Source organism: Devosia sp. J20-27 (assembly GCF_055808595.1).
On record NZ_CM147875.1, the window covers coordinates 3,868,116 to 3,883,571 of the forward strand.

Here is a 15,456-nt window from a genome sequence, read left to right on the forward strand (position 1 = left end):
TCGGGCGCAACACTATGGTGCGCGCGACTTTCAGGGCTCCGTAAAGTGTTTCGGACCGGATACGTGGCGAGGACGGCGGTATGGTTGATCCGCGCGAGACGAAGCGTTCCGGTGGTACTGGCAAAACCGGGGGATTGACCTCGGATCTGGCAGCGCGCATTCGCCGTGCACGGGAGCAGGACAAAGTCGGGCAGGCCTCTTCGGGGGGAAACGCTGCGCGGGACATGTCCGGGTTGAGCCGCGGTTTGCGGCTCGGGTCGGAATTCATCGCGGCTATTCTCGTCGGGGCCGGCATCGGGTATCTGCTGGATCTCTGGTTGAACACCGGACCCTGGCTGTTGCTGGTGCTGCTGATGGTCGGTTTTGCGGCGGGCGTGCTGAACGTCACTCGCGCGGCCGCCGAAATAAACCGGGCGTCACCACCGCCGCCCGGCTCGGACCTCGGTCCGGGAACTGACGAAGACGACAACGTATAACCCCTGTCCCAGAGGACCTAAGTCTTGGCCGATCCGAACAAAGTCGACCCGATCCACCAGTTCGTGATTACCGACCTCTTCTCCTTTGGAGATGGCGGTTTTGGCTTCACCAATTCCTCGCTGTTCATGCTGCTGACGGTCGGCCTCATCGCCGGCTACCTGCTGCTGTCGACGCGCAACCGCTCGATCGTGCCGAACCGCTGGCAGGCGGTGTCCGAGATGCTCTATGAGTTCGTCGCCAAGATGGTAAGAGACTCGGCGGGCAAGGAAGGCATGAAGTTCTTCCCGTTCGTGTTCTCGCTGTTCATGTTCGTGCTGGTGGCAAACCTGTTCGGCATGGTGCCGTTCTTCTTTACGGTCACCAGCCACATCATCGTCACCTTCGCCCTGGCGATGCTGGTGTTCATCACCGTCATTATCTACGGCTTCTGGCGCAACGGCTTCAAATTCCTCAAGCTGTTCGTTCCGGCTGGCGTGCCCGCCTATGTGTTGCCCATCGTGGTGCCGATCGAGGTCGTTTCGTTCCTCTCGCGCCCGATTTCACTCTCTGTCCGTCTGTTCGCCAACATTCTGGCTGGCCACATCACCCTCAAGGTGTTCGCCGGCTTCATCGTGACGCTCGGTTCGCTGGGCTTCCTCGGCTGGCTCGGCGCACTGCTGCCGCTGGCCATGACGGTGGCGATCACGGCTCTCGAATTCCTCGTGGCGGCCCTGCAGGCCTATGTGTTTGCAGTCCTGACCTCGATGTACATCAATGATGCGATCCATCCGTCGCATTAATCTCTGACCGGTTCACAGTGAGGCGGCGGTGAGCGTCGCCAATCGGTCGCTAACAGGAGCAGACTATAATGGAAGCTGAAGCAGCAAAGTTTATCGGCGCAGGTATCGCCGCAATCGGTATGGCCGGCGCCGCCATCGGTGTGGGCAACATCTTCGGCAGCTTCCTGTCGGGTGCACTGCGCAACCCGTCGGCTGCACAGAGCCAGTTCGGTAACCTGATTTTCGGTTTCGCCGTGACCGAAGCTCTGGGCATCTTCTCGTTCCTGATCGCCCTGCTCCTCCTGTTCGCAGTCTGATTTTTCAGACCGGGACGGACGAGACGAAACATCGAGCCCCGGCGTGCCGGGGCTCGGGTGGCATAGGGACAGAAAATGGCGGGTTCGACCTCCAACATCATCATTGTCGCGCAGGCCGAGACTGGCGATGCGTTGCAGGAAGGCGTCGTCGTCGACACGCCTGACGCGGGCCATGCTACCGACGCGGAGCATGCCGCCACGGACGCTACCCATGCGACCACTGAAGCTCATGCCGCCGGCACCGAGCATAGTGAAGTTTTTCCGCCATTCGATCCGGCAGGCTTCGGCGGCCAGTTGCTCTGGCTGGCGATTGCCTTCGTGTTCCTTTACGTGGTGATGAGCCGGGCGGCCCTGCCGCGCATCGGCTCGATCCTCGAGAGCCGCCGCGTGCGGATCGAGGGCGACCTCAAGGAAGCCGAGCGTCTGCGCACGGAAACCGAACGGGCGGCCGAGGCCTATGAGCAGGCTCTCAGCGATGCGCGCGCCAATGCGCACAAGATCGCCGAGGAGACCCGCAGCTCGATCAAGGCCGATATCGACGGCAAGCGTGCCGATGTCGAGGCCGACCTCAGCAAGCGCGTTGCCGCTGCCGAGGCCCGGATCGCCGAGACCAAGCAGACCGCCCTGGGCAATGTCGACGGCATTGCGGCCGATACGGCCGTGGCGCTGGTCGAGAAGCTCTCGGGCAAGGTAACCGCCGCCCAGGCCAAGGCCGCCGTGGCAACCGCGACCAAGGAGATGGCATCGTGAGCTTCGGTTTCGACGCAACGACTGGCGCAACCATCTGGGCCACCATCGGCCTGCTGATCTTTATCGGCGTGGCGATCTATTTTGGTGTCCCCAAGATGCTGGCCAAGGCCATTGATGGCCGGATCGCCCAGATCGAGAAGGAACTCGCCGAAGCCGAGGCGCTGCGCGCCGAAGCCAAGGACCTGCTCGCCGACTACCAGACCCGGCGCGAAAACGCCGAGAAGGAAGCCGAGGACATCGTCGCGGCCGCCCGCGAGGAAGCCTTCCGGCTGACCGCCGACGCCAAGGCGTCGCTCGAGCAGATGATCGTGCGCCGCACCAAGGCCGTCGAAGACAAGATCGCCCAGGCCGAGGCCCAAGCGATTGCCGATGTGCGATCGCGCTCAGCCGATGTCGCAGTGGAAGCTGCGCGCGTGCTGCTCACCCAGCAGATGGCCGAAAAGGGCGACGCTCTCGTCACCCAGGCGATCAAGGATGTGGGCGACCGACTGAACTGAGGCGCTGCCGTCAGTCAGAGGTTTTGGAAGGCGGGCAGCGAGCCCGCCTTTTTTGTTTTGGGCTGGAGGTTCTGAATGGACAGCGACAGCGGTTTCCGGCGGGCCAGAGCAGATGAAGCCAGCGTGATCCGCGACCTGGTGCGCGCGGCCTATGCCAAGTGGGTGCCGGTGATCGGCCGGGAGCCTCGGCCGATGCAGGCGGACTACGAGGCCGCGCTCAAACGCCACCGCTTCGACGTGCTGGAGCAGGCCGGACGCATGGTGGCGCTGATCGAGACCGAGCCTCGGGACGATCACCTGTGGATCGAGAACATCGCGGTGACGCCGGAGGCGCAGGGCCAGGGACCGGGCAAGCGTCTGCTGGCGCATGCCGAGGAACTGGCGCTGGTACAGGGGTTTGGCGAGATCCGGATGCTGACCAACGGGCGGATGGGCAGCAACCGCCAGCTCTACGCCGACCATGGCTATGTCGAGGACCGCGAGGAGCCATTCGGCGACGGTACCGTGGTCTATTTGAGCAAGCGGCTGTAGTTCCGCCTTCTAGCCGCGCTGGTGACCAGACACTTCGGCGCCGGCCGCCCGATGCAGCGTCAGCAGCTGCAGCGACGCGGCAATGGTGATTGCCCCGACGAACATGAAGGCGAAGCGGAAATCACCCAGGCCCAGTGGTTCGCCGCTGTGGAACAACTGGGCGACGTTGAGCAGGCCGATAATCAGCGCGATGCCGAACACCGAGGTGATCTGCTGGAACATCGATTGCAGGGTCGAGGCCGAGGCGCGCTGGTCGCCTTCAATATCGGCGAAGGCCAGCGTCGCGAGGGCGGTGAACTGCATCGAGCGGGTGAGGCCGGCAAAGACCAGGATGGCGACCAGCAGGGGATAGGGCGTATCGGGCATCAGGAAGCCGCAGAGCACGATGCCGATGCCGGCCATGGTGCCATTGATGGTGAGGACATTGCGGAAGCCGAAGCGGCGCAGCACCGGCGTCGACACCGTCTTCATCAGCAGGTTGCCGAAGAAGTACGCCATGACGAGCCCACCCGATTGCAGCGGATCGAGGCCGAAGGCGACCTGGAACATCAGCGGCAGCAGGAATGGCGTGGCATTGATGGCGAGCCGCAGGGCGGCGCCGGCCAATGCCTCGGCAGCGGCAAAGGTGGGGATGCGCAAGGCGGTCAGATCGAGCAAAGGATGCGCCGTGCGGCGAAGCCAGAGGACGGCGGCAGTGCCGATGGCAAGGCTGAGCGTGATCAGCAGAGCGGAGAGCTCCGGCTGCAGGGCGCCGTTGGCAAGACCGTCAAAACCATAGAGTAACCCGGCAAGACCAAGGGCCGAGAGCAGGAAGCCGACCCAGTCGAAGGGCGACTCGCGCCGTTCGGTGTCGGCCGGGATGATCAGCATGACCATCGCCAGACCGAAGAGGCCGAGCGGGATATTGACCAGGAAATTCCAGTGCCACGAAATATAGGTGGTGAAAAAGCCGCCGATGGCGGGGCCGATGACCGGGGCGAACAGGGCCGGCCACACGGTCAGCCCGATCGCGGAGACGATTTCGGACTTCTTGGCGTTGCGCAACACGATGATGCGGCCCACCGGCACCATGATGGCGCCGCCCATGCCTTGCACGAAGCGGGCGACGGTGAACTGGGTGAGATCGGACGACAGGCCGCAGGCCAGTGAGGCAAGAGTAAAGAGCGCCATCGAGGCCAGGAAGACGCGGCGCGCGCCGAAGCGGTCCGACAGCCAGCCGGCCGCCGGAATGAAGATGGCGCTGGCCAGCATGTAGATGGTGACACCGATGCTCATCTGCAGCGTATCGACGCCGAAGGCCACCGCCATCTGCGGCAGCGCAGTGACGATGATCACGCCATCGAGCAGTTGCAGGAAGAAGGCAGCGGCAACGACGAGAGCGACGTTGCGCGCCTGCGGAGAGAATGTGGGGGGCATGGGCTACGCGACAGGAGTGGAATTCCAGCAACCTAGCACAGCCCGTGCGCGAAGTCTCACGCGAGGGTTCGTATATCGCTGCCCTGTCACTCCCCTCCCCCTTGAGGGGAAGGGCTGGGGGTGGGAGTCCATCAGTGACACTGGACCACCCCACCCTCGATCCCTCCCTCAAGGGCGAGGGAAGCCAGGTTACTCGGCGGCCTGCGGCACGTCGGCCTGGGGCTCCCACTTTAGACGCGGCGAGCGGGCGGCCCGGGTCTCGTCGAGACGGCGGCGCGGGGCGCGGGTGGGTGCGGCGGTAAAGCGCGCACTGTTGCCGGCCTTGGCGTCGGCAGCCAGTTCGAGCATGACATCACAGAAATGGTCGAGGGTCTGCCTGGGCTCGCTTTCGGTGGGTTCGATCAGCATGGCGCCATGCACGACCAGCGGGAAGTACATGGTCATGGGATGGAAGCCCTCGTCGATCATCGCCTTGGCAAAATCGAGGGTGGATACGCCGGTGCCCTCGAGGAAGCTGTCGTCGAACAGGGCCTCATGCATGCAGGGCTGATCGGGATAGGGCACCGAGAACACACTCTCGAGCCGTGCCTTCACGTAGTTGGCGTTGAGCACCGCATCCTTGGCGGCCTGGGCGAGGCCGTCGCCGCCGTGGCTGAGCATATAGGTCAGTGCCCGCACATACATGCCCATCTGTCCCTGGAAGGCGGTGATCCGCCCCAGATGGGTGCCTTCGGCATGCTCGACCAGCGCCAGCGGGCCATCGCCCTGCCGGACGAAGGGGACCGGCGCGAACGGCGCCAATGCTTCGGACAGTACCACGGGGCCGGCGCCCGGCCCGCCACCGCCATGCGGCGTGGAGAAGGTCTTGTGCAGGTTGATGTGCATGGCGTCGATGCCGAGATCACCGGGGCGCACGACACCCATGATGGCGTTGAAGTTGGCGCCGTCGCAGTAGAAGAAGGCGCCGGCCTCATGAACCGCCGCGGCAATCTCGATGACCTGCGGCTCGAAGAGACCGCAGGTGTTGGGATTGGTCAGCATGATGGCCGCCACATCGGGCGACAGCACCGCCTTGACCGCCTCGACGTCCACCGTACCATCATCGCGCGCCGGGACAGCCCGCACGGAATAGCCGAGGAAGGCCGCCGTGGCGGGATTGGTGCCGTGGGCACTTTCGGGGACCAGGACGATCTTGCGATGGCCCTGCCCCGCCGCGTCCTGTGCGGCGCGGATAGCCATCATGCCGCACATCTCGCCATGTGCCCCGGCCTTGGGGGTGAGACACACGGCAGCGGTGTTGGTGAGGGTCATCAGCCAGTGGGCAAGCTGGTTCATCAGTTCCAGCGCGCCCTGCACCGTCGAAGCCGGCTGCAGTGGATGGATGTCGGCAAAGCCGGGCAGCCGCGCCATCTTCTCGTTGAGCCGCGGGTTGTGCTTCATGGTGCACGAGCCGAGCGGATACATGCCGCTGTCGATTGAGTAGTTAAGGCGGCTGAGGCGCACATAGTGGCGCATCGCTTCGGGCTCGGAGAGACCGGGCAGCCCGAGCGGCGTGTGGCGTTCGAAGCCGCCGAGATGACTCATGTCGATCTCGGCTTCCGGCAGGTCGACGCCGGACACCTCGGTGTCGCCGAGTTCGAAGATCAGCGGTTCATTGGGCAGCAGCGACGAGCCGGTGGAGGCGTAGCTGCCGCTGCCGATGCCGGTCGGCCGGCCTTGTGTGTTCATGGCCATCAGAGCACCTCACGCAGGCCGGCAACGAGCGCGGCAATATCGTAATCAGTGGTCAGTTCAGTCGCGGCGACGATCAGCAGGTTCTCGACGTCGGGATGTTCGGGATCGAGGCGGCCGGCAGGGACGCCGGCCAGGATGCCGCGATCGGCGAGGATATCGACGACACGGGCGGCCGGCTTGTTGAGGCGCACGGTCATCTCGTTGAAATAGGTCTTGTTGATCAGTTCGACCCCGGGCACCACCGCCAGCGCATCAGCCAGCTTTCTGGCATTGGCGTGGTTGAGGCGGGCAAGCCGCTTCAGGCCGGCTTCACCCAGCAGCGACAGATGGATGGTGAAGGCCAGCGCGCAGAGGCCGGAATTGGTGCAGATATTGCTGGTCGCCTTCTCGCGGCGGATATGCTGCTCGCGGGTGGAGAGGGTCAGCACGAAGCCGCGGTTGCCGTCGGCATCGACGGTTTCGCCGCAGAGGCGGCCGGGCATCTGGCGGATGAATTCCTTGCGCGTCGCCATCAGCCCCACATAGGGACCGCCGAAGTTCAACGGATTGCCGATCGACTGGCCTTCGCAGACGACGATATCGGCGCCGAGCGCACCGGGCGATTCGAGCAGCCCGAGCGAGACTACCTCGGTGACCACGACGATCAGCAGCGCGCCGACATCATGGGCCAGCAGCGCATATTCCTCGATATTGCGCAGCGAGCCGTAATAGTCCGGCGTCTGCACGACGATGGCCGCGGTCTCGGTGTCGATGCGCAGCGGCAGGCTGCCGGCCTGGGCGTGCGGGACGATGACGAGATCATCGCCGTCGCCGACATAGGTGCGAACGACATCGCGATAGTGCGGATGCAGACCGGAGGAGAGGATGATCTTGTTGCGGCGGGTCAGCCGGCGGGCCATCAGCACCGCTTCGGCGGTGGCGGTGGAGCCGTCATACATGGAGGCGTTGGCGACCTCCATGCCGGTCAAATTGGCCACCTGGGTCTGGAATTCGAACAGCATCTGCAGGGTGCCCTGCGACACTTCCGGCTGGTAGGGCGTATAGGCCGTCAGCCACTCGGAGCGCTGGATCAGATGATCGACCGAGGCCGGCACGTGGTGGCGATAGGCGCCGGCGCCGAGGAAGAACGGGCCGTCACCGGCCGCACGATTGCGTCCCGCCAGGGCACGCATATGGGCTTCGACGAGAAATTCGGGCAAATGCGACGGCAGATCGAGGGGCGAGCTCTTGTAGGCGCCGGCGGGCACACGGGCGAACAGCGCATCGACATCGCTGGCGCCGATGGCGGCCAGCATATCGGCCCGATCAGCCTCGGAATGAGGAAGGTAACGCATGGGGTCAGATCTTTCGGGTGAAACGGCTGATGGCGGCGCGAGAGGCATCCCCCCTCCCCGCCTCCCCCACCAGGGGGGAGGTGTGGATCGAGGCAACGGCCCGATCCTGCACAACCCATCGGCGGACACCCTCCCCCTTGCGGGGAGGGTTGGGGAGTGGGTGGAGGGCCACCGTTCTAGGCCTTGATTTCGGCGTAGGCGGCGGCGTCCAGCAGGGCGTCGAGTTCGTCGGCGCTGGCGATCTCGATGCGGTAGATCCAGCCGTCGGTCTCCGGATCGGTGTTGATGAGACCCGGCTCGCCGGAGAGGCGCTGGTTCACCTCGGTGATGGTGCCCGAGACCGGGGCGTAGATTTCGGAGGCGGCCTTGACCGACTCGACCACGGCGGCCTCGTCGCCCTTTTTCACCTGCTTGCCGACTTCGGGGAGTTCGACAAAGACGATGTCGCCGAGTTGCTCCTGGGCGTAGGGCGTGATGCCCACGGTGCCGATATTGCCGATGACGGCGATGTATTCGTGGTCCTTGGTGAACTTGGTGGTCATCACTTGGCCTTCCGGAAGTAGCGATGGGGAACGAAGGGGGTTTCGGCGACCTGAGCCGGCTGCGAGCGGCCGCGGACGGAGACGGAGAGCATGGTGCCGGCAGCGGCACTGGCCGGCGGCACGAAGCCGAGGGCGATGGCGCGACCGAGCGTCGGGGCGAAGCCGCCGGAGGTGACCTTGCCGATCACTGCGCCGGAACTGTCGAGGATGTCGGCGCCCTCGCGAGCCGGTGCGCCGTCGACCAGCAGGCCAACGCGGACCCGATCGAGTTCACCGCCGAATTCCTTGAGAATACGCGCCGCGCCGGGGAAGTCGGCGGCTTCGCGGCGGCGTTTCGAAACGGCAAATTTCAGGCCCGCCTCGACCGGTGACACGGTCTCGTCGAGGTCGTGGCCATAGAGCGGCAGGCCGGCCTCGAGGCGGAGGGAATCGCGGGCGCCGAGGCCGATGGGCCTGACGCGCTCGTCGGCGAGCAGAGCGTCCCAGAATTCGGCGACGCGATCGGCACCACAGAGGATTTCGTAGCCGTCTTCGCCGGTATAGCCGGACCGCGAGATGATCAATTCCTCACCCTTCCACTGGAAGGGCGCATAGGTCATGAAGCCGAGTTCGGCAACGCCGGGCACCATGGCCTCGAGCACCGCGACAGCTTCCGGCCCCTGCAGGGCCAGCAGCGCATTGTCGTCGACCCGGGTGAAGCTGGCCTTGTCGCCGGCAGCCTTGGCAATAAGGGCGAAATCGTCCTCCTTGGTGCCGGCGTTGACGACGATATAGAGCGCACCGGCAAATTTCGGCGACCGCGCGATCATCAGATCGTCGAGGGCGCCGCCGGACGCATTGAGCAGCAGGGTGTAGCGGACCTGGCCGGGCTTGAGGCTCTGGATGTCGCCGCAGATCAGCGGTTCGACCAGGGCAGCGACGGCGGCGTGGTCGGCCTCGGCATCGCCGGTCGGCGCGGTCAGCGTCAGGAAGCTGGGGCCCATGTGCGAGACGTCAAACAGGCCGGCGTGTTCGCGGGTCCATTTGTGCTCGGCCATGATGCCGGTGGGATATTGCACCGGCAGGGAATAGCCGGAGAACGGCACCATGCGGCCGCCGGCGGCGACGTGCTGGTCGTTCAATGCGACGGTCTTGAGATTGGCGTCAGACATAAGTCACCCGCGGTTCGAAGGCATGCTATCGCGCAAGGGCGAGCCCTCACACGTCATGCCCCCTCTGTCCGCTAACCTGAGAGATTTCCCTGCCAGCCTATGGGCAGGTTGCTCCTTCGGTGGGGCGAGATCGCCCGCTTTCCAGAGTGACTAAGAACTGCGGTCCTTTTGCCTGAGAGTTTCCGGGGCGGTTGCTCCTTCGGCGCCGACGCGGACATGGTCCGGACGGTCTCTCCCGCAGTCAATTCCTCTATTGCGGCCTGGGCGCCGCCGAGTCAATCGGCGGCGTCAGCAAGCCACAGCGATCAGCCCTTGGTGTCGAAGCCGACCCAGATGGTGATGCGCTCGCCGCCCAGGTAAGGGATGTCGACGTTTTCGACGACCTTGACGAATTCCTCGGCCTGGCTGGGTGGCGTGATGTTGACCGGAATGTCGTAGCGCTCGGAGAACACGGCAACGCCTTCGCGCTCGACGGCAAAGCGGAGCGGCAGGTTGACGTTGGTCTGGTTGCCGGCCGGGCCAAGCAGCAGCCGGCCGACGACGCCCATCTTCACGGAAATCAGGCCGTTGGACACGACGCAGTTGCGCGACTGCTTTTCGATGACGGCCTGGTAGTTGAGGCTGCGCGGATCGCCGACCTTGCCCTTGCCGTAGTAGAACAGCGCCTCGCTGCCGGGCCGGACCTTGATTTCCGGGCATTCGGTGGCGATCGCAGGCAGGGCATTGGTGCTAGCGGCCGAGATTTCCTGCGGCGTGGCGCTGGAATTCTTCAACTTCGCGGACTGGCCGGAGTCGCCCGGCGCGAACATGTTGCCCATCGAGCAGGCCGACAGGATCAGGGCCAGGGCCCCGACGCCGGCAAAGCGCGCGGCCCGCGCCACATCAGACTTACGCATAGTCAACTCCCCCTTACGCACTGATACGCGCGTCCTGCCCCTCGAGGGCAAGGATGATTGCGGCGGCACCGGACACGGTGACACCCGACACGTCCTGAACGAAGACATCCTGCACGATGCCATCATTGAGGATCATGGCGAAGCGGGCAAAACGCTTGCCCAGATCGCCGAAATTCTTGGACAGGCCGATCGCATCGGCCAATTCGGCGTGCGCATCGGCAATGAAATCGACCTTGCCCAACGCCTCGGAGCGTTCGGCCCAGGCCTTGGTGACGTGATGGTCATTGACCGTACCGCAGACGATGCGGTCGACGCCGAGCGCCATGATCCGGTCTGCGGTGGCGACGAAACCGGGCAAATGGGAGGTGTCGCAGGTCGGCGTAAAGGCGCCGGGAACGCCGAAGAAGACGACCTTGCCGCTGCCTAGCACCGCGTTGGCTGTCGTGTCGCTGACGCCGCCGGTGTCGACGAGTTTGACGGGCACCGGGGGGATGGCATCACCGGATCGGATCATCAAAGGCGCAACCTCGAAATTTGACTCAAATGCCGCCAAGGCAGCGGCGCGCACCCTAGATCACCCGGCGATCTACGTCGACCCACCGGCAGCGATCTTGCGCACCACCCTGAAGGGGCCCGCGGGCGTCATATAGTTGATCTCGATGGATTGCCCCACCAGTGACGGCTGCGCGTCGCCCCCGAACACCGGCAGGACAATTATGCCGCTATCCGGGCTTTTTTGCGGCGCGCCGATCAGCACCGACGGGTCGTCGACAGCGGCCACGATCGAGGCGGGATCGATGGCGGCATCGATCAGCGGAACCGCAAGGCCTGCCGGGGTCTCGGTGACCTCGCCGATCACCGCGTCGTCGGGCGCCGGCAGGGGGACCTCAGCCAGCGCCTGGGTCAGCCGCAGTGCCTGCCCCACATCTGGTCTGGCCAGATCGACCGGCAGCGAGAACGTCGCCTGCACCGGCACGCAGATGTCCGAGCAGACGCCCATCACCACCCGCAGTTGCAGGTCGAGGGCGCCCCCGTCGGCATCAAGTTCGAGCGGCAGCAGGGTGGGCCCGTGGTAGACGAAATCCAGAAAACCCTGGGACTGGTCGATAACCGGCAAGGGCCAGAGAATCCTGTGGGCATCCAGGCCGGTGGAGCCGGCGAAATCCACCGTTGTGGGAATGCCGGACTCGCCGGGAACCCGCCAGTAGGTCTTGTAGCTCTGCGGCATGTCGATCTCGATGCCGGCCAGCAGCCTGCCGTCAGCGGTCAGCTGATCGCTGGAGATCAGACGGATCATGGTATCGGGCGCCACCTGCTGCCAGTCCGTGGCGGCGGCGAGGACGGGAGTGCTGCAAAAGACGGCGAGGACGAGGGCAAAAAAGCGCATGCACAGCGATAACCGAACTTCGGGCTGCAAAAAAGACACTCCTGGTTCATCGCCGCGTGAGCGGACTTTGCAGGGCCCCGATTGCGGTCTAGACTCTGATTTGCGGTGGCTGTTTGGTTCTCGCCCGACGATCAGGCGAAGGAGTTTTGCAGATGATTTCGCTCAAGGGCCAGTTTCTGGTCTCCATGCCCGACATGGGAGACGACCGCTTCAGGAATTCGGTGATCTACATGGTCGGCCATGGCGACGAGGGCGCCATGGGCCTGGTCGTCAACCAGAGTTTGGAGGACATGCGCTTTGCCGACATCCTCGAAGAACTGGGCATTGGCGAGGAAGAGGATCTCATCCGCCTGCCCGACGATATCAAGGGCCGGCAGGTGCTGCGCGGCGGTCCGGTGCAGCGCAGCCGCGGCTTTGTGCTGCACTCTTCGGACTATTTCCGGCAGGACAACAGCTACACCGTCAGCGACGATGTCTGCCTGACCGCAACGCTGGATGTGCTCAAGGCGATGGCGTTCAAGAACCAGCCGGCCGAGGCGCTGTTCGCGCTGGGCTATTGCGGCTGGAGCCCCGGCCAGCTCGAGAACGAGATCAAGAGCAATGGCTGGCTGACCGTGCCGTTCTCGCGCGACCTGCTGTTCGAAACGCCGATCGAAATGCGCTATGACGCTGCCCTGGGAACGCTGGGGATCACCCGCGCCAGCCTCAGTTCGACGGCCGGCAATGCCTGACCGCTCTAGCGGCTGAACTGCGTTGCCAGCCGCTTGCCCAGTTCCGCACCGGTCATGGCTGCCCCAAAGGCATAACCCTGCGCGTAGTGACAGTTGAGCTGCTGCAGGCGCTCGATCTCCTCGAGCGTCTCGACGCCCTCGGCGATGACCAGCATGTCGAGATCGGTCGCCAGGGCGATGACGGCCTTCATGATCGGCACCTGCGTGTGGGCAATACCGCTGTCATCCCCCATCTGCACGAAGGGCGCCGGGATCTTGATGGTGTCGACCGGGAAGCGGTGCAAATAGCTGAGCGAGGAGTGGCCGGTGCCGAAATCGTCTAGCGCCAGCCGCAGGCCCAGCGCCTTGAGGGCCGACAGCATATAGGCCGAGTGCTCGGGGTTGGTCATCACCTGGCTCTCGGTGATCTCGAGCTTGAGGTGGCCGGCGACGGTGCGGTGCTCGTTGACCAGCACGCGCATGTCATTGAGCAGCGTCTCGGTGGACAGCTGGCTGGGCGACAGGTTGACTGAAACGAAGAAGTCCTCGGGCAGCTCGAACTGGTTGACCCAGTCGCGGGTCTGGTTGGCCGCCTGTTCGAAGGCGAGCCGGCCGAGCCGCTCGATCAGGCCGGTGCGTTCGGCCAGCGGCACGAACTCTTCGGGTGGCACAAGTCCGCGCTGCGGATGGTTCCAGCGCATCAGCGCCTCGCAGCCGGCGATGACGCCCGAATGGATGTCCATGATCGGCTGGAACTGCACCTGCAGCTCGCCATGACGCAGGCCGCGGTCGAGGTCTTCCTCGCTGGCCTTGGAATAGGCGGCGATCGAGCGGGCCGAGGCCCGGTAGGCTTCGATGCGGTCGCCGCCAAGCCGCTTGGCGTAATACATCGCCAGTTCGGCGTCGCGCAGCACGTCCTCGGCACCCACCGGATTGCCATCGTAGATGGTGACGCCGATCGAGGCGGTGAGGCTGAGATCACGTTCGCCGAAGTTGAACGGCGACTTGAGCTGCTTGCGGATCTGTTCGGCGGTTTCGGCGATCTTGCCGGCAGCCTGCTCGGATCCGAGGATGACCGCGAACTGGTCGCCGCCGAGGCGGGCCACGGTATCGAGCGGCCGCATGATGCGGGCGATACGGCGCGAGATGGCCAGCAGCACCGAGTCGCCGGCCGAGTGGCCAACACGCTCCTCGAGCTCCATGAAGCGGTCGATGTCGATGAGGAAGACGGCCGGCTTGATGCCATTGGGCAGGCGGGCGCGGACCAGGCCGCGCTCGAGCCGGTCGAGGAACAGCTGCTTGTTGGGCAGGCCCGTCAGGCTGTCATGCACGGCATCGTGCAGCAGCCGGTCGCGGCTGGCGCGCTCCTCGTTGACGTCCTGCAGGGTGCCGACAATGCGGTTGACCTGGCCATCGCCGCCGAGCACCGGTTTGACGCGCATGCGGAAGGTGCGGAAGCTGCCGTCATGGGCGATGAGCCGCATGTCGGCCGAGACCTTGCCCCGACGCAGCTCGACGAGCGTATCGAAAGCGGTACGGAAACGGTCGCGGTCTTCGGCATGGACGCGGTCGAGCCAGCGCTTGATCGAGCCGCGCAAAGCGCCGCGGCGCTCGCCGAGGCGGGTGCCCAGTTCATCGGACACGGCGACGCGGTCGCGTTCGATGTTCCAGTCGAAGACGAAGTCACCCGAGCCGGTGAGCGCCAGGGCGCGGCGCTCGACTTCCGAGAGCGTGCCGATCGAGACCTGGCCTTCCGAGAAGGCGTGCTGGACCGAGGTAAACCCGAGCAGCATGACGGTGAGCACCAGTCCGCCGGCGACGGCCGGCTGGGCCACGTCGTTGGAGACCTGACCGGTCACCACCAGCCAGGCGTAGAACAGCCAGGCGATGTAGATGATCCAGGTCGGCACCAGCAGCACGGCGCGGTCGTAGCCGCGCAGCGCCAGCAAGAGGATCAGGAAGAAGCCGGTAATGCCGAGCAGCGCCAGCACGAGGCGGGCCACGGTCGAGGCGATCTCGGGCTGGAAGAAGGCAAAGCCGAAAAGCGCCAGGAAGACCACCACGAGGGCGAGCGCCAGGTGGATGAAGCGCAGGTGCCAGCGATGGAGATTGAGATAGATGAACAGGAAGCCGAACAGAGTCGTGGCGATGGCTGCCTCGGCGGCGGCGCGGAAAGGCTGCACGGCGCCGTTGGATATGCCCAGCAACGGCCCGAGCACGCCGAAATCGATCAGCAGGTAGACCAGCACGGCCCAGGAAAATGCCGCAGTGGCCGGGAAAATGCCCCTGCCCCGCACCACGAACATGATGGTGAGAAAGACCGCGGCCAGCGAGGAAACGCCCAGCACCGTGCCGCGGAACAGCGTGAACGAGTTCACATAGTCGCGGTAGGCATCGGCCTTCCACATATAAAGTTCTGGCAGATCGCCGCTCGACAGCTCGGCAACGAAGGTGACGGTCGCACCCGGGTCGATGGTGACCTCGAAGACGTCGGCCTCGCGGTCGGTGACGCGAACCGGGCGAAGACCGGCACTCGGGGTCAGGACCTTGATGCGTTCCGCGCCCAGGTCGGGGCGAAACACGCCCGAGCCGGGCAGGCGGAAGAACGGGGCGACCAGCAGGCGCTCGACCTGGGCATCGCCGTCATTGCTCAGGGCGAACAGGGCCCACTGGGGATTGGTGCCATTGGTCGAGGCCAGCACTTCGATGCGGCGGATAATGCCGTCCTCGCCCGGAGCGGTAGACAGCTGCACCTTGCCGCCCTCGGACGGGACGATGTCGACAACGCCGGTGAGGTTCACCGCGTTGACGTCCTCGGGGATCGTGATCACTTCGAAAGCCGCGGCGGGCAATACTGTGACCAGCGCGAACACGAGACAGATCGCGAGGCTACGAAGCAGGCGCATTAGTGGCAAATTATTCCGGCCGCTGTCATCAATGGGCAACCTAGGTATCG

At 64.9% G+C, this 15,456-nt stretch carries 16 protein-coding genes and 2 riboswitches; of the genes, 7 read left to right on the forward strand and 9 right to left on the reverse strand.

The window, feature by feature from the left end; translation table 11 throughout:
• Positions 1-80: 80 nt before the first annotated feature.
• From AC0L4C_RS19210 to AC0L4C_RS19235, 6 genes are all read left to right on the forward strand, one after another.
• Positions 81-476: an AtpZ/AtpI family protein gene (locus tag AC0L4C_RS19210; protein WP_473401355.1), complete on the forward strand. Its 396-nt coding sequence runs from the start codon at positions 81-83 to the stop codon at positions 474-476.
• A gap of 24 nt (positions 477-500) precedes the next feature.
• Entirely contained in the window at positions 501-1,256 is a 756-nt protein-coding gene (locus AC0L4C_RS19215) for a F0F1 ATP synthase subunit A (protein ID WP_473401356.1), read from the forward strand.
• A gap of 68 nt (positions 1,257-1,324) precedes the next feature.
• Entirely contained in the window at positions 1,325-1,552 is a 228-nt protein-coding gene (locus tag AC0L4C_RS19220; protein WP_395010337.1) for a F0F1 ATP synthase subunit C, read from the forward strand.
• A 75-nt stretch (positions 1,553-1,627) separates the two neighbouring features.
• Complete coding sequence (locus AC0L4C_RS19225) at positions 1,628-2,302, forward strand: F0F1 ATP synthase subunit B family protein (protein ID WP_473401357.1); 675 nt, start codon at positions 1,628-1,630, stop codon at positions 2,300-2,302.
• A complete protein-coding gene (locus AC0L4C_RS19230; RefSeq protein WP_473401358.1) occupies positions 2,299-2,799 on the forward strand; it encodes a F0F1 ATP synthase subunit B family protein in 501 nt (166 codons plus the stop codon). Before AC0L4C_RS19225 ends, AC0L4C_RS19230 begins: the two co-directional genes overlap by 4 nt.
• Before the next feature lie 75 nt (positions 2,800-2,874).
• Entirely contained in the window at positions 2,875-3,330 is a 456-nt protein-coding gene (locus tag AC0L4C_RS19235) for a GNAT family N-acetyltransferase (RefSeq protein WP_473401359.1), read from the forward strand.
• A 9-nt stretch (positions 3,331-3,339) separates the two neighbouring features.
• Here AC0L4C_RS19235 and AC0L4C_RS19240 read toward each other — a convergent pair whose 3' ends face one another.
• The 8 genes from AC0L4C_RS19240 to AC0L4C_RS19275 form a co-directional block, all read right to left on the reverse strand.
• A complete protein-coding gene (locus AC0L4C_RS19240; RefSeq protein ID WP_473401360.1) occupies positions 3,340-4,746 on the reverse strand; it encodes an MFS transporter in 1,407 nt (468 codons plus the stop codon).
• Between the two features lie 189 nt (positions 4,747-4,935).
• Positions 4,936-6,480: an aminomethyl-transferring glycine dehydrogenase subunit GcvPB gene (gcvPB, locus tag AC0L4C_RS19245; RefSeq protein ID WP_473401361.1), complete on the reverse strand. Its 1,545-nt coding sequence runs from the start codon at positions 6,478-6,480 to the stop codon at positions 4,936-4,938.
• A complete protein-coding gene (gene gcvPA / locus AC0L4C_RS19250; RefSeq protein ID WP_473401363.1) occupies positions 6,480-7,814 on the reverse strand; it encodes an aminomethyl-transferring glycine dehydrogenase subunit GcvPA in 1,335 nt (444 codons plus the stop codon). Before gcvPA ends, gcvPB begins: the two co-directional genes overlap by 1 nt.
• A gap of 176 nt (positions 7,815-7,990) precedes the next feature.
• Complete coding sequence (gcvH, locus tag AC0L4C_RS19255) at positions 7,991-8,356, reverse strand: glycine cleavage system protein GcvH (RefSeq protein ID WP_473401364.1); 366 nt, start codon at positions 8,354-8,356, stop codon at positions 7,991-7,993.
• Positions 8,356-9,507, reverse strand: a complete 1,152-nt coding sequence (gene gcvT, locus AC0L4C_RS19260) for a glycine cleavage system aminomethyltransferase GcvT (protein WP_473401365.1) — start codon at positions 9,505-9,507, stop codon at positions 8,356-8,358. The genes gcvH and gcvT overlap by 1 nt, the downstream gene beginning before the upstream one ends.
• 54 nt (positions 9,508-9,561) lie before the next feature.
• A riboswitch (glycine riboswitch) is annotated at positions 9,562-9,657 on the reverse strand.
• A riboswitch (glycine riboswitch) is annotated at positions 9,658-9,755 on the reverse strand.
• Between the two features lie 57 nt (positions 9,756-9,812).
• The gene (locus AC0L4C_RS19265) at positions 9,813-10,403 is read right to left on the reverse strand and encodes a hypothetical protein (RefSeq protein ID WP_473401366.1); all 591 of its coding nucleotides are present in this window, start codon (positions 10,401-10,403) and stop codon (positions 9,813-9,815) included.
• Between the two features lie 13 nt (positions 10,404-10,416).
• On the reverse strand, positions 10,417-10,917 hold the full coding sequence (locus AC0L4C_RS19270; RefSeq protein ID WP_473401367.1) for a redoxin family protein: 501 nt from the start codon (positions 10,915-10,917) through the stop codon (positions 10,417-10,419).
• Between the two features lie 72 nt (positions 10,918-10,989).
• Positions 10,990-11,790, reverse strand: coding sequence for a protein-disulfide reductase DsbD domain-containing protein (locus AC0L4C_RS19275; protein WP_473401368.1), 801 nt, complete (start codon positions 11,788-11,790; stop codon positions 10,990-10,992).
• 152 nt (positions 11,791-11,942) lie between these two features.
• Between AC0L4C_RS19275 and AC0L4C_RS19280 the strand changes: the two genes are divergently transcribed.
• Complete coding sequence (locus AC0L4C_RS19280; RefSeq protein ID WP_473401370.1) at positions 11,943-12,521, forward strand: YqgE/AlgH family protein; 579 nt, start codon at positions 11,943-11,945, stop codon at positions 12,519-12,521.
• Between the two features lie 5 nt (positions 12,522-12,526).
• Here the strand turns inward: AC0L4C_RS19280 and AC0L4C_RS19285 are convergent, their stop codons facing one another.
• Complete coding sequence (locus AC0L4C_RS19285; protein WP_473401371.1) at positions 12,527-15,406, reverse strand: EAL domain-containing protein; 2,880 nt, start codon at positions 15,404-15,406, stop codon at positions 12,527-12,529.
• Between the last annotated feature and the right edge of the window lie 50 nt (positions 15,407-15,456).